This is a genomic window from Blastocatellia bacterium (genome assembly GCA_016713405.1).
In the GTDB taxonomy this organism is placed as follows: domain Bacteria; phylum Acidobacteriota; class Blastocatellia; order Chloracidobacteriales; family JADJPF01; genus JADJPF01.
Genome location: JADJPF010000020.1, coordinates 389057 through 403870, shown reverse-complemented (window position 1 = coordinate 403870; position 14814 = coordinate 389057). Strand labels below are relative to the sequence as shown.

Annotated in this window: 12 protein-coding genes; 6 read left to right on the top strand and 6 right to left on the bottom strand. The window is 35.7% G+C overall.

The window, feature by feature from the left end; translation table 11 throughout:
* Positions 1-90: 90 nt before the first annotated feature.
* The 6 genes from lspA (at position 91) to IPK14_20060 (ending at position 4998) form a co-directional block, all read left to right on the top strand.
* Positions 91-597 (top strand): signal peptidase II, encoded by a 507-nt coding sequence (gene lspA / locus IPK14_20085; GenBank protein ID MBK7995587.1) that lies wholly within the window; start codon positions 91-93, stop codon positions 595-597.
* A gap of 14 nt (positions 598-611) precedes the next feature.
* On the top strand, positions 612-1439 hold the full coding sequence (locus IPK14_20080) for a prolipoprotein diacylglyceryl transferase (GenBank protein ID MBK7995586.1): 828 nt from the start codon (positions 612-614) through the stop codon (positions 1437-1439).
* Positions 1439-1897, top strand: coding sequence for a DUF3592 domain-containing protein (locus IPK14_20075; protein MBK7995585.1), 459 nt, complete (start codon positions 1439-1441; stop codon positions 1895-1897). The genes IPK14_20080 and IPK14_20075 overlap by 1 nt, the downstream gene beginning before the upstream one ends.
* A 38-nt stretch (positions 1898-1935) precedes the next feature.
* Positions 1936-2904 (top strand): RluA family pseudouridine synthase, encoded by a 969-nt coding sequence (locus tag IPK14_20070; protein MBK7995584.1) that lies wholly within the window; start codon positions 1936-1938, stop codon positions 2902-2904.
* Between the two features lie 127 nt (positions 2905-3031).
* Complete coding sequence (locus IPK14_20065; protein MBK7995583.1) at positions 3032-3817, top strand: VWA domain-containing protein; 786 nt, start codon at positions 3032-3034, stop codon at positions 3815-3817.
* A 338-nt stretch (positions 3818-4155) separates the two neighbouring features.
* Positions 4156-4998 (top strand): hypothetical protein, encoded by an 843-nt coding sequence (locus IPK14_20060; protein ID MBK7995582.1) that lies wholly within the window; start codon positions 4156-4158, stop codon positions 4996-4998.
* Between the two features lie 65 nt (positions 4999-5063).
* Here the strand turns inward: IPK14_20060 and IPK14_20055 are convergent, their stop codons facing one another.
* The 6 genes from IPK14_20055 to IPK14_20030 all read right to left on the bottom strand — a co-directional run bounded on the left by IPK14_20055 (position 5064) and on the right by IPK14_20030 (position 14790).
* Positions 5064-6476 carry an FHA domain-containing protein gene (locus IPK14_20055; GenBank protein ID MBK7995581.1) on the bottom strand — a complete coding sequence of 471 codons (1413 nt, stop codon included), beginning with the start codon at positions 6474-6476 and terminating at the stop codon, positions 5064-5066.
* A gap of 356 nt (positions 6477-6832) precedes the next feature.
* Positions 6833-7303: a Cys-tRNA(Pro) deacylase gene (gene ybaK, locus IPK14_20050; protein MBK7995580.1), complete on the bottom strand. Its 471-nt coding sequence runs from the start codon at positions 7301-7303 to the stop codon at positions 6833-6835.
* Between the two features lie 10 nt (positions 7304-7313).
* Entirely contained in the window at positions 7314-8378 is a 1065-nt protein-coding gene (locus IPK14_20045; protein MBK7995579.1) for a type IV pilus twitching motility protein PilT, read from the bottom strand.
* Positions 8379-8401: 23 nt separating this feature from the next.
* Positions 8402-9520 carry a type IV pilus twitching motility protein PilT gene (locus IPK14_20040; protein MBK7995578.1) on the bottom strand — a complete coding sequence of 373 codons (1119 nt, stop codon included), beginning with the start codon at positions 9518-9520 and terminating at the stop codon, positions 8402-8404.
* 961 nt (positions 9521-10481) lie between these two features.
* A complete protein-coding gene (gene nadB, locus IPK14_20035) occupies positions 10482-12026 on the bottom strand; it encodes an L-aspartate oxidase (protein ID MBK7995577.1) in 1545 nt (514 codons plus the stop codon).
* A gap of 10 nt (positions 12027-12036) precedes the next feature.
* A complete protein-coding gene (locus IPK14_20030) occupies positions 12037-14790 on the bottom strand; it encodes an insulinase family protein (protein ID MBK7995576.1) in 2754 nt (917 codons plus the stop codon).
* Positions 14791-14814 lie beyond the last annotated feature (24 nt).

Here is a 14814-nt window from a genome sequence, read left to right as displayed (position 1 = left end):
GGTTTTAGGGATGGCATGTTAGTGCCAAGATCGTGCAATCCCTGTGTTACAATTCATCAAACAAAAATTTCTTAAAATTATGGAGGGACTTTGAAACAAATACTTAAGTATTTACCTTTGTCTCTACTAGTAATTTCGCTTGATCAAATAACTAAGTATTGGGCTTACAATAATTTACGTTCTAAGCCTGATGTGCATGTAATAGACAACCTTTTTAAGCTAAGTTATACAGAAAACGCTGGGATTGCCTTTGGAATACTTTCTGAAACCAACGGCAATTGGAAAGTTTGGCTATTATCTGCTATCTCATTTATTGCTATTAGTTTAGTAATTTATTTTGTTAGTACATCACCTAGCAATAAACGACTATTTTTAATATCACTAATGCTTGTTTTAGGTGGCATAGTTGGTAATTTATTGGATCGCCTTCATTTACAAGTGGTTATAGACTTTATAGAAGTTTATTTAGGTGATTATCATTGGCCCACATTTAATATTGCTGATGTAGCAATTTGTGCTGGAGCATTTTTACTTAGTGTTGATATACTACTAGAAACTAAAGAAACTTTACCTCAGTCAAATGAAGTAAAACAATAGAGAGGATTTTGTAAGTGTTTCCTGAACTTTTTCGTATTCCTGGCCTTGATTTTGCGATAAACACCTATGGAGTGTTGCTAGCATTATCATTTTTAGGTGGACTTTGGCTTGCAGCAACACTTGGAGCGCGTGAGGGCTATGACCGCAATAAAATTTATGATATTGGCCTTTATATGCTCTTAGCAGAGCTTGTTGGTTCAAAGCTTTTACTAGTTATTACAGAATGGCATGTTTTTGTTCAAGACCCAGGATTACTTCTAAGAATAGATTTCTTGCGCTCAGGAGGCGTTTTTTATGGTGGGTTTCTAGGGTCTTTTACTGCAAGTTTCCTTTTAGCACGTCGCTATAAAATTCCATGGTGGAGTTTAGCAGATATTTGCGCACCTGGCATTGCACTTGGTCAATTTTCTGGGCGGTTGGGTTGTTTTTCTGCTGGCTGTTGTTGGGGTAAACCTACTGATTATTGGATTGGAGTTAAATTTACTCAACGAGCGCATGAGCTTACTGGAGTACCAATTGAAGTGCATTTGCACCCTGTTCAACTTTATGAATCAATAACAATGTTTTTTGTTACTATATTTTTACTTTATTTATTAAAGTATCGTAAATTCCGAGGTCAAGTAATTCTTAGTTATTTATCTATTTATGCAGTAGCAAGATTTACTATTGAATTTTTCCGAGATGATCCTAGAGGTGGACTACTTAGTCTATCAACTTCCCAGCTAATTGCAGGTACAATTTTTCCTATTGCAATTATTCTTTTTATTTATAAATACTGGCAATGGAAAAAATCAGGCCAATTACCAATTACCCCAACTGAACCCATAGGAGAAAAACCATAATGTTTCCTCTGCGCGAATTTTTAGCGCGACCTATTGGAGTTATTGCTTTAGTATTATGGATATTAGGAATAGTATTTTCTATTACTGGAGCTATTTTAGCTACAGTTTTTTATCCCCCACAAATTGGGCTTATGTTTCTTCGTGTTGGACTAGTAATAACTACTATATCACTAATTTTAGCTGTTACTAGATTGGCTAGCCTTAAAAAGAAGAAAAAATTGTTGGCAATTGGCACTAGTTCAACTGCAAAGATTACCAAAATCATTCAAGACAAAAGTGTTAGGGTAAATCGCAAGCATCCTTGGCTAGTTTCTTATAGTTACACAGTTAACAACACAAACTATCAAACAACTGAAACTGTTTTTGACTTAGCAGAAAATTACAAAGAAGGATTAACAATAGATATTGTTTATAATCCTAAAAACGTTAATGAAAGCACAATTAAACCTAGTAAATAATTCTTAGATCTGGAGTTAATAAAATCTCACAACAAAATATTTTAGCTGAAATCGTAAATTTAACTGTTGTAAATGAAGATATTGGTCAACGTCTTGACCAATATTTAGCCTTAAACCTTCCCTTTAGTCGTACACAATTACACCGTCAAATTAGCAATGTAGATGTACTAGTAAATGGTAAAGCTACTAAAGCTAGTTATCGAATTAGAGAAAATGATGAAATAGAAGTAGAACTGCCCCTGCCCCCGGTTACAGAAATAATTCCAGAACCAATGGAGTTAAATATTGTTTATGAAGATAGTGAATTACTTGTATTAAACAAGCCTGCGGGTTTAGTTGTACATCCAGCAGCAGGCATTGAGCGCGGAACATTAGCTAATGGGCTTGTAGCTTATCTTAATACTACTAATCATAGTGGAGTAGCCTTAAGACCTGGCATAGTTCATCGTTTAGATCGCGATACTTCTGGGCTGATGGTAGTAGCAAAAACCGATAGTTGCCATCAACATTTAACTGAGCAGTTTGCTACACGAAAAGTAAAAAAAGAATATATAGCTTTAGTTTATGGTCAAATGAAAGCTAAAACAGAAATAATTGATCTTCCAATTGGACGACATCCAAACCAACGAACTAAAATGACGGTTTTACCTCAAAGGGGACGGCCTGCCTGGTCTTGCTACAAAGTAGTTAAACAATGGTCAGACTTTGCGCTATTAAATGTAGAAATAAAAACAGGCCGGACACATCAAATTCGAGTACACTTAGCACATATTAAACATGCTGTTGTAGGAGATGAGGTTTATGGCTCAGGTCGTATTAACCAACTAAAAAATAATAAATTAGTAGCAACTATCAATAACTTAAATAGACATTTTCTCCATGCAGCTAAATTAGCTTTTACTCATCCTATAACAAAAGAATATCAAGAATTTTCTTGCCCACTGCCAGAAGAATTAACAAAATTTCTATCTATTATTGACATTGACAAGGTGCAAAGTTTCGCCTAATAATTCTGCTACACCAAAATAATTTTAATTGCCCTTATATCAACTCAAATTAATAAAGCGACAACTATTAATTAAATTTGTAACATCAAAGTGTCAAAAAGTTAGTATTCTTAATATTGGGAAATTTATGAAAAAATTACTCTTATTATCTTTATTTTTATTATTAAGCCCTGTCAATACTGCCTTTAGCCAATCACCTGATGTAGCTATTAATAATGAAGAAGACGAAGACGCAGTAATTAAAATTACTACTGTAAATATTGCTTTACCTGTAACTGTTTTTGATGAAAAAGGCAAGTTTGTTCCAGACTTAAAAAGAGATAATTTCCGAGTTTTAGAAAATAATGACCAACAACAAATCATAGAATTTCACTCACAATCAAATCTGCCCCTAAATGTTGCTGTTTTAATGGATACTTCTACTAGTATTCGTAATAAATTAGAGTTTGAAAGAATTGCTATTAAACAATTTCTTGCCTCTGTACTAAAAACAGAAAAAGACCGTATTGCTTTTGTTACTTTTGATACTAAAGTAGAAGTGCGCAATGACTTTACTAATAATTTGTCAGAAATTTCCCAAACGCTAGATCAAATTAAAGTTGCAAATGGACAAACCAGTCTTTATGATGCTGTTCATAAGATTTGTCGGGAAAATATGTCTCGTACTAGTTCCCGAAGACGAGTACTAGTAATTATTACTGATGGAGCAGACACTAATAGCAAACACACCTTAGCGCAAACTATTTCAATTGCCCAACGCACACAAACAACAATTTATGCTTTAAGCACTAAAGGCGGGTCAGTATTTCGAGTTGAAGGAACGCCTTATTATAATTTAGACGATATAGAACTTAAAAGGCTCTGTCGTGATACTGGAGGAGAGGTTTTTTCCCTGATAACACAGAAGCTTTAACTAAAGCTTTTAAGCTAGTAACTGATTTTCTACGTAATCAATATGTAATAATCTATGAGCCTAATAATAATAATGATGGTAAGTTTAGACAAATAGAAGTAAAAATTGTTGGTAAGAAAAATCTTTCAACAATTACAAGGCAAGGTTATTTGGCTAAATAGTAGGCTAGCCCTAAAGGACTAGCCTACTATCAAGTGCTACTCTGTGGCACTCAAAGGTTATAAAAGGTTCTTACTTCTTAAGCCCCTTTGGGGCTTCTGACAATAGACAAGTCCTTTAGGGCTTGTCTATTATATCTATTAAATAAATTGATACTTTAACTGCCCAAACAAAAAAACGTGAGTAGAGAACTAAACAAATATTACGACACCCCATTATCTGAGCATGATTGCCAAGTGTTTTTAGAGTTTTATCAAGGCTTTCTAGGTCAGTCAAAAGATAACAATCTTAACTTGCTAAAGGCATTATCTTTAATGAGGCAAAGCCGTAGACGGCTTATTATCCATAATATAATGTCTAGCCGTAGATTAGCTGAGCAAGTATTCTTAAAATTACAAGAACAAGAAAAATTACTTATTTTTCCTTCTATTTTAGAGAATATTTGGCAACAAGTCTTGGAATATAAAAGCAACTATGCTGGTAGTTTTGATATACAACCCTTACAAGAAATGGTAGTCAACTACTTAGGACAAATAGAAAACAATAGTAATTTACTTAAAGTAGAGCTAAAGAAAGTTCAATCCATCCAACCTAAAGATAAATTTAGCCTTTCAATTGCTTTTGCTGGAACAGGTGAACTAAAACAACAACAACGCCCACAATATCAATGGTTATTAATTTCTTTAGTAGACCGCACTTTTCTTTGTGTTTTGCCAGGTGATGCTAAAGATAGCACAATGGCTTTAGGTAAACTACGAACTTATGTAAATCAAGTCCTAGGAGCAAATAGCAATGATTTCTACTTGGAATTTTTTACTATAGGTGGAGGGTTTTTAGTAAAAAAGAATCAAGTAGAATTATTTGGGCGTAACCCTTTATTTGATATAAATTTTGCTAGTCCAACCACACCACATTCTTATAAATTAATGGCATTACATAACAATGCTAAGTTTAATTTAGCTTATGAAATCCTAAGTGCAGAATTTCCAGTAGAAGGATTTTTTTGGGAAACAATGGATTAAATAAATAGGGTTAAGTACTTCTCAGAATACTTAACCCTATTTACTTAAAGGAAATAAATTATTTTTTATTCTTCTCTGTGAGTAGCCATTACTCTAATAGTTTTAGTAGAAATCAACATATCAGCAGGTAATTTTTCATCACTAATTTGATTATTAGTAATCATTTCTAATATAAGTCTATAAGCAGTAAAATTACTACAATCAGTTTTTCCTAGAATTTCACAAAGTGTTGAACCGCCTAAAATTAATGACCAAATTTGATTGGCATAGGTGCCAGTTTCTCCTTCTGACCAATTTAGCTCTTCTACTAGAGGTCGAAAAGTAGCAGTAAGATCTGGAAGTTTGTTCTTAAAACTTTCTAGCTCATCTTGTAAGCGGTGAGCTTCTAAAAGCAAGTTCATAGTTGGCATACGAATAGGATCAGTAGTAACCATATCTTCTGGTAAATCTTGTTGAAGGAAGGTAAATGTTCCAGCTAAAGGCATTTGGAAAAGCTGATAAAACCCTTCTTCCCCACCACGTGAACCTAATTTTATATAGCGTGCTTCTCCGCTTTCAAAATATATTCTTGCAAATGGTAGCATTCCTATTACTCCACTACCACCAACATCATTATCTGTTTTTGGATAAAGCATTAAAACACCTGTTTCACGCAGCCCATTAAGAGTTTGAACAATAGTAGCTAAGTCAAAGTATTGTAAATCGCCTTGTAAATGTCGTTTGCTATGTCGTGATTGTAATTGCCCTTCACTAGCAGCTAGCTTATGACATAGGGCAGAAGTAAACTTAAGTGCAAAGGCTGGAATAGTTTGGATCAATTCTTGTAAAGCTTCAGCATCTAATGTAAAAATTTCTGCTGCTTCTTCTACTCTAGCTTCTGTACGATGTTTGCCTGCAATTATAGCTAGGGATTCTCCTAGTGACTCACCACTAGCTAAAAACCCTACAATAGTAAGCCGCCCGCTAGAATCCCGTACAGTAGAAATTTCTACTAATCCGCTATAAATTACATAAACGGTTGTACAAGTTTCTCCAAGTCTAAAAAGGTAGCTATTAGCAGGCATGTGTTTAATATCACCACGCCGGGTAATTTCATAAAGCACTTCCCAAGGTAGGTCTTGAAATAAAGGACAAGAAGCAAGAAATTCTGTTTCGTCTTTAGAGGAAATAAGGAAATTAACTTGGAGTTCTAGCCCATCTGGGCCAAAAGTAAGCATATCTCCATTTTTTAATGCTACTTTTCTAATTCGCTCACCATTAACAAAAGTTCCATTGCTGCTATTTAGGTCATAAATAAAGAGTTCGTTGTCCTCACAACGCAATTCTGCATGAACCCGAGAAGCAATTGAGTGTCGCCCTGTATTATCATAAAGAGCAAAATCACAGCTAGGAGCGCGCCCAACTTTTATTATTGATTGGGTAAACTCTTTGGTACTGCCCGGATGTGTTCCATTGAGATACTTCAATTTAACGAACATATTGGCTTCTCCTCAGAATTGCAAGCAGATAAGCAACAACTATTGTTAACAATAAGGACTAATATTTTCACTAGAAAAAGCTCTACATAATTACACATAAAGCATAATTACATAAACATTTCCTTGTGGTTGAAAGCCTAGCCTAAATTTTTATTAAAAATAAATAATCTTTAAGTATCTTAATATTAAAAGTTTGTCTTATGAAATGCAGAAAAGCCAAATTACTAGTCATTATAATAAATGTTAGAAGAAATCGCACTATAAACTTTAAAGAAAAACTTAACAGAAAATTTATTTACAATTTATTAAACTTGCTAATTATCATATTTATATAGTTAATTTTAATTGCTACTACATTACTCATTAGTTAACTTTGCTAGTATTGCTTTAGTTATATTTTGTAAATCTTTTGGTGCCAGTAGCATTTGTAGTCCACGTCGTCCAGCACTAATACTTATTTTGTCGTGGCTTACTGCACTAATATCTAAGTATAAAGGATAGCTTTTTTTTGTTGCTAGAGGCGAAACCCCACCACGAATATAACCTGTTAAGGATTGTATTTCTTTTACTGGAACTAACTCTACTTTTTTATCTTTAATTAATTGGGCCAAGGATTTCAAATTTAACTCGCAAGTAGCTGGAATACAAGCCATTACTACGGAACCCCTAGTTGAACGTGCAACTAAAGTCTTAAAAACCTTTTCTGCCGGCCAATTTATTTTGTTTGCTACAGTTTGAGCATCAAGTTCATCTTCATTAACTTGATATTCTCGTAACTCATAATCTATTTTTAACTGGTCTAAGATACGTACTGCCGTAGTTTTCATAATAGCAAAATTAGTTTAATCCTTTAACTTTAGATTGAACTAAATTACGATCTTGACATTTTTCTAGTGCATTTTCTAATGAAATACGCCCTTCTTGCACAAGTTTAATCAATGCCTGATCCATAGTTTGCATCCCATCCGCTGCACCTGACTGCATATAAGAAACTATAAGATTGGTTTTTCCTTCTCGAATAATATTTGCTAGGGCAGGACTACCAACTAAGATTTCAACTGAAGCTACACGCGATTTTTTATCTGCTGTTTGCACTAGTTGTTGAGCTATTACACCTCTTACAGCATCAGAAAGCATAGCCCGAATTTGTGGTTGTTCTTCAGGTGGATAGACATCAATGATTCGATCTACTGTTTTCATAGCACTATTGGTGTGCAAGGTTCCAAAAACCAAAATCCCAAAAGAAGACAGTGTTAAAGCTAAGGAAATTGTTTCTAAATCGCGTAATTCCCCTACTAGCACAATATCTGGGTCTTGTCGTCCGGCAACTTTCAAAGCTACATTAAAGTTTTCTGTATGTGTTCCAACTTCTCTTTGGGTAAGTAAAGCCCGTTTATTTTGATGAACAAATTCTATAGGGTCTTCAATAGACAGAATATGAGCTTCACGAGTTTCATTAATATAATTGATCATTGCTGCTAAGGTAGTAGATTTACCGCTACCTGTTGGCCCGGTTACTAAAACTAGCCCTGAACGCATATCAGCTATTTTTTTTAGCACCGAAGGCATATTTAATTGCTCAAGTGTTAGAACTTTTTCTGGAATTAAACGAAATACAGCCCCCATGCCGCGATGTTGAAAAAAGATATTGGCGCGAAAACGTGCAACAGATTCTAACTCATAAGCAAAATCTAAATCCAAATGGTTTTCAATTCTATCTCTTTGCTCTGGATTTAAGATCTCATAAATTAAGTCTCTGCTATGTTTAGCAGTTAATACAGGAAATGTGGTTGGAACTAAATCTCCTCGTACTCTTAACATTGGAGGTCGTCCAATTACCATATGCAGGTCTGAAGCACCTTGGCGTAATGTTTCCCGAAAAAGATGATCTATTTGTGCCATATTTCTTTCCCTTTTTTATTTCCTTAAATACGTTTAATAGATGCTTCAAAAGCCTTTTTATCAAAAGCAAAATCTAGTGCTTTCTGTGGGTTAACCTTACCTGCTTGTACTAATTCTAGTAAAGCATCATCCATTCTTCTCATTCCTAAATGTCGGTTAGTTTGTATTATGCTTGGAATTTGGAATGTTTTCTTTTCTCTAATTAAATTAGCTACAGCAGGTGTGCCTAGTAAAATTTCTGCTGCTAATACCATTCCGCTATTATCTGTCATTGGCAACAGGCGTTGTGAAATAACGGCACGAAGTGAATCAGAAAGCATTGCTCGAATTTGGTTTTGTTGTGCTGGAGGAAATGATTCTAAAATACGGTCTACTGTTTGATGTGCGCTAGAAGTCATTAAAGTCCCCATTACCAAATGTCCTGTTTCAGAGGCAGTTACAGCCAAAGAAATTGTCTCTAAATCTCGCATTTCTCCAACTACAATTACATCTGGATCTTCGCGTAGTGCTGCACGTAAAGCATTGGCAAAGGATTTAGTATGTCGCCCTACTTCACGTTGATTAACAATAGCTTTTTTATCGATAGGATGTACAAATTCTATAGGATCTTCTACAGTAAGAATATGTAAAGCTCGCTCGCTGTTAATTACATCAACTAAAGAAGATATGGTAGTAGATTTACCTTGTCCAGCAGCACCTGTAATTAAAATTAACCCTTGGTGAAAGTGGGTTAATTCACGAACTAATGGAGGTAGTCCTAAGGTTTCGGGGGACATAATTTCTGCTGGGACAACGTGAAAAGTTAAGTCAATACCTCGGTTTTGTCTTAGGACATTTCCCCGAAAACGGCCAACACCTATTACTTCATAACTAAAATCTAAGTCACCAGTTTTTTCAAATTGGCGAAATTGTTCATCAGTTAAAATTTCCCTAACTATTGCGCGTGCTTTCTCTATTTCTAAAATTTCTCCCTCCACACGCATTAAGGTTCCAAAGCGTCTAACAATTGGTGGTGCGCCTGTAGCAACGTGTAGGTCTGAGCCACGCATTTTTAATGTACGTTCTAGCAGTTTATCTATATCTTGTCTAAGTTTTTGACGTTCCGTATTAATGCCAAATCCAGTACGATTAAATCCCGTCATTGTCCCAGTAATAGAACCACTAGTAGACAATACGCTAGCAGCCGATACAGGAGTAATAGGTGTAGACGGTGGAGGTATAGCTGGAAGTGCTGCAAATGGTTGTGCTTTTGGAGGTGTAGGTAAAGGTGGTCGTGGGTCAGGTGGACGACCTTGAGCTAAGGCGGCTCGTTGTTGCTCGTCTAAAAGTGCTGTAGCATCTGTGCTAGCTACACCTGTAGCTGGGCTAGCTGTAATGGGTTGAGCCATCACTGGTTTAGCTGTTTGCAACGCTAATGGAGCAGTATCAGGTTGAGCAGGTTGTGCCATAACAGGTTGTGCTGTTATTGGTTTAGCTACAGGTAAAGCCACTGTTGGAGGTAAATTTGCTGCCATTGCTGGCTGGCTTTGTGGTGCATTAACAGCCGGAAGTGATTGTGTTGTTGATTTGGTAAAGGGTTGTGTAGTAGTTAATGACGCAGCTAAATCACCAGAATTACTTTTATTGCTATTATCTCTAAAAAGAACTTTAATTCCATTAGCTTCTTTTAATACAACAACTTGAAAATCTGTTGCTCCTTCAAGTTTATAAGTAAATTCTGTAGTAGGTTGTCCAACTAAAGCAACTTTTTTTTCTTCAGGCATTATTGGAGAAATTAGCTTAAAAATATCATAAGGGGTAAGAGGTGTTTTTGTAAGCTCTTTAATATTACCATTTACCAAAATTAAAGCTGTTTTTCCTGCTTCTAAACAAATCTGTTGCGCACCTAGTGCTTTGGCACTTTTAAGTAGCTGTTCTACAGACATAGGGCAACCTCTTTTCCAAATCTTTTAATTATTTATTATTGATAAAGTTTAATGCCAAAAGTTTATTAGAAAATTTGCTTTTATCTTATCATATTCATAAGCCAAAAACAGCTAATGCTCTTAAGTATGCTTTAGCTATAAAATAACTTAGTTATTTTGTTAGGACAATTTTATATTTCTAGCTTAAAGCTTCTTTTGAAAGCCCTTCTTTTATTTGATCAATTGTGTGACACTCCCAATCATTGCTACATTTAGGAAAGTCCTCTCGATAATGTCCTCCACGACTTTCTTGGCGAAAATATGCTGCTCGTGTAATTGCTTGAGCTACACTTAAATAATTTTGTGTCAATAAATTAACAGATTCTTTAGCTATTTCATCTAGTTTATCTATAGCTTTTTCCAACCTAATAGCATCCCGAATAATGCCTACTTGCTCCCACATTATTTGGCTAACCTCACCTCGAATTGCCTGGTTAAGTTTATAATCAGCAGGACTATTTTCTAACGTATCTCTTCTTATTTTGCTTAATAATTTATTGCTATCTTCTAAAACAGCTTTTGCGGCTCTAGCACCAAATACTAAACCTTCCAGTAAGGAATTGCTAGCCAGCCGATTTGCTCCATGAACTCCTGTTGAAGCAACTTCCCCAGCTGAATAAAGCCCCAAAAGTGAAGTTCTACCCATAATGTCAGTACGTACACCACCCATAACATAATGGGCAGCCGGGCTAACAGGGATTAAATCTTTAGTAATATCATAGTTATAATTTAAGCATGTAAGAAAAATCTTGGGGAATCGTTCTTTTAAGTAACTGGATTTTAAGTGTGTTACGTCTAAATAAACTGTTTTAGAATCAGTTCGTCTCATTTCTGAAACAATAGCACGGCTAACAATATCTCTAGGCGCAAGCTCCTCACGTTCATCATATTTACCCATAAAGTGCTTGCCTTCGCTATTAATTAAATAACCTCCTTCTCCCCTCATTGCTTCAGAAAGTAAAAAATTAGGTGCGCCCATAACATTTAAGGCTGTTGGATGAAATTGAACAAATTCCATGTCGGCTATCTTTGCTCCAGCACGATAAGCCATCCCAATCCCATCGCCCGTTGCAACATCTGGATTAGTTGTATGCGCATAAAGCTGACCTGCTCCACCCGTCGCTAGTACAATTGCCTTAGCATAAATATGACATAACTGATTATTTTCTATATCTAAATACTTAACTCCAACTACCTGATCCTCATTAGTAATTAAGTCAAGCGTAACAGCATGAGGGACAATTTTAATTTTTTCAATTGTACGAGCATGAGCAAGTAAGCCTCGAACAATTTCACGCCCAGTTGAATCACCATGAGCATGTAAGATTCGGTGTCGTGAATGAGCAGCTTCTTTAGTAAATAGAAGTTTGCCTCCTTTTTTATCAAAACTAGTTCCCCAATTAATTAGTTGTGTAATATATTTTGGGCCTTCTTCAACTAACACTCTAACGGCTGCCTTGTCACAAAGCCCAGCACCAGCTTCTAAAGTGTCTTGAAAATGTAACTCTATCTGATCATCATCGCTTAAAACTACAGCAATTCCACCTTGAGCATATTCTGTGTTTGACTCACTTACACGGTCTTTTGTTAAAACAACAACACTTCCCCCTTCACTTAGTCCAATTGCGGCTCTTAACCCAGCAATCCCACTACCAATTACAACAAAATCTGTTTCTTTCTGCATAAAATAACCTTTATTTTTTGCTCTTTCCTTCTTCATCAATTGGGCCAACGACTACTAGAGTCATGTTTTCAGGGTCAAGATGTTCTTTTGCAACTCTTTGGACATCCTCAATAGTAACTGCACGAATTTGTGTAGGGTAATCAGTTAAAAGATTAAAACCTAGTTGAAAAACTTCTGCCTCTACCATAAAAGCAGCTATTTGTGCATTGGTTTCAAAGTGAAAAACAAAACTTCCTGTTAAATAGTCAATAGCATCTTTTAGCTCGCCTGGGCTAACTGCTTCCTCACGAATCCGGTAGATTTCCTTCATCATTCCATCAGTTGCAAGACGTAGATTTTCTGGAGATGTGCCAATATAAGCAACAAAACGACCTGGATCAAGCCCTGCTGAGCCAGTAATATTGCTAAATGTACTATAAGCTAGTCCTTGTTCATCACGTAGTATTTTAGGGATTCGAGAAGTAAAACCTGGTGAGCTACCTAAAATTGTATCCATAACTACTAAAGGATAATAATCTGGGTGATTTCGCTTAATCCCTAAATGCCCTAAATATAGATTAATTTGCTCTTTATTTTTGCTAATAAATTTTTTTATTGGAGCGTTTTGGCGTTGAATTTCTGGAACACTTGGTAACTTAAAATTTGGCTCAACTTTCCAACTAGAAAAAGCTTTTGCTACTTTTTCTTTAATTTCTGATTTATTAATATCACCTACAATTGCTATCGTAGAGTTATTAGCAATAAAATATTTATGATAAAACTCTAGCATATCTTCAGTAGTTAAATTAGCAACTGTATGTTCATAACCAAGTCTGGGCTTATGCGCTGGGTGTCCAGTGTAAACAAGTTCATTAAAAGTATCAGACGCTATAACTCTGGGGTCATCTTCCCGGCTTTTAATTTGAGCTAAGCGGCGGTCTTTCTGTTGTTCAAAACGTTCTTTAGGGATTGTACTATTTATCATTACATCTGCTGCTAGTTCTAAGCCTAACTCTAGATCTGGAGTTAAAACCGTAACAGACACTCCACTTTGACCATAGCCGCCAAAGGTTTGAAGATGCCCACCTACTTGTTCAATTGCTTCTGCAAGCATTTGTGCATCTTTGGTTTTAGTACCTTCGTCTAGCATATCTCCTAGCAAAGAAGCTAGACCTGCCTTTTCATCCATCTCATAACGCGCCCCAGCATTAACCATTGCATTAATTGAAATAGCTGGAATATTATGGCTTTCCCCTAGTAATAGCACTATCCCATTATCTAAAACTACTCGCTCAATATCTAATGCAGGTGTATAGGTTTGTGTGTCCGTTCGCTTAGTTAACTGGGTTAAAAGCTCAAAACTATCTAAATGTGACCGAAAGGCTACATTATTATAAATACTTGCCATTTTAGTTTTATTTAGTGCTTTTTCTACAGCACCAGGAACTAATGAAGATTCTATTGATTCATCAGTAGTTACAGCATCTGAAACATTATTTTTATCAGCTACTAAATAGCCAACAGTGCGATTTTTTTCAGTAAAATATTCTCTTGCAACTCGCCTAACCTCTTCAGCAGTAACATTATTAATATGTGAAAGATAGTGGCTTAGGTAATCATAGCCATTTTCTTTTCCTTCTAATTGAAAGCCAATGGTTTCAAACTGTCCTGAAAGCGTAGCTTGGTTTAAGACATCTTCATTTCCTAAAATAAAATTAGATTGAATTTGACGACGTGCTTTTTCTAGTTCACGTTCAGAAACTAAAGATTCTTTTAAGTTTTCAAGTACGCTTAAAATGCTAGCTTCAACATCTGCTAATTTTTTACCTGGTTTAAGCTCTGCTTGAAAGTAAAATAACGTAGGGTCAATATGATCATTATAAGAACTACGAGCATAAGTAACAGAGCGATCTTCTTCTTGGAGTCTTTGATAAAGGCGTGAACGTCGGCCAGCCGATAAAATCATTGATAAAACTTGTAACGGATAAGAATCAGGATGTCCAATTTCTGGAGCATGATAGGCTATCATTAGGCGTTCTACTGGTGTAGGTTTTACTACAGAAACTCGCTTCTCCCCTTTTTGTGGTGGTTCAACTATTTTTTTACGAATAGGATCAGGGCCGGCGGGAATTTGACCAAATAAACTTGTAACTTTTTCTATAGCCTTCTCTGTCTGAAAATCTCCAACTAAGACAACAGTAGCATTTCTTGGGTGATACCACTTATCATAATAATCCTTCATATCCTCAACACTTGCATCAAGAAGGTCTTCAACCCAGCCTACAGTAGGATTATGATAAGGATGTTGGCGAAAAGCTGTTGCCCAAACTTCTTCTTCTAAAGAATCCCAAGGCCCATCCTGACCTATTTGTAGCTCTTCAATGACTACTTGTTTTTCAGATGTAAACTCTTCAGGCGCAAAAAGTGTGTCACGAATACGAGAGGCTTCTATTTCAAGTGCAATTTCCCAACGATCACTAGCAAAAGTAAAGTAATAAGCAGTAAAGTCCAACCAGGTAAAAGCGTTATTTCTACCACCATTTTGCATAGTGATTAGGTCAATCTCGCCTTTTTTATATTTGCTTGTTCCCTTAAAAAGCATATGTTCTAAAAAGTGAGATTTACCTGTTTGGCCTAACTCCTCATCCCGCGCACCAACACGATACCAAATCATAGCGGCAACTATTGGGCGTGTATGTACTTCTTTAGTTAAAATAGTTAGTCCATTTTCTAGTTTTGTACGCTTTACATTTTCTGTAAGGCTATTTGCTAGCAATGCTGTCATTAGAAGGCCCCCTCATTAAATTAA

Coding starts and splice junctions, on each gene's coding strand:
- IPK14_20075 (MBK7995585.1), top strand. CDS start 1,439: ATGTTTCCTCTGCGCGAATTTTTAGCGCGACCTATTGGAGTTATTGCT.
- IPK14_20065 (MBK7995583.1), top strand. CDS start 3,032: ATGAAAAAATTACTCTTATTATCTTTATTTTTATTATTAAGCCCTGTC.
- IPK14_20055 (MBK7995581.1), bottom strand. CDS start 6,476: ATGTTCGTTAAATTGAAGTATCTCAATGGAACACATCCGGGCAGTACC.
- ybaK (MBK7995580.1), bottom strand. CDS start 7,303: ATGAAAACTACGGCAGTACGTATCTTAGACCAGTTAAAAATAGATTAT.
- IPK14_20045 (MBK7995579.1), bottom strand. CDS start 8,378: ATGGCACAAATAGATCATCTTTTTCGGGAAACATTACGCCAAGGTGCT.
- IPK14_20040 (MBK7995578.1), bottom strand. CDS start 9,520: ATGACGGGATTTAATCGTACTGGATTTGGCATTAATACGGAACGTCAA.
- nadB (MBK7995577.1), bottom strand. CDS start 12,026: ATGCAGAAAGAAACAGATTTTGTTGTAATTGGTAGTGGGATTGCTGGG.
- IPK14_20030 (MBK7995576.1), bottom strand. CDS start 14,790: ATGACAGCATTGCTAGCAAATAGCCTTACAGAAAATGTAAAGCGTACA.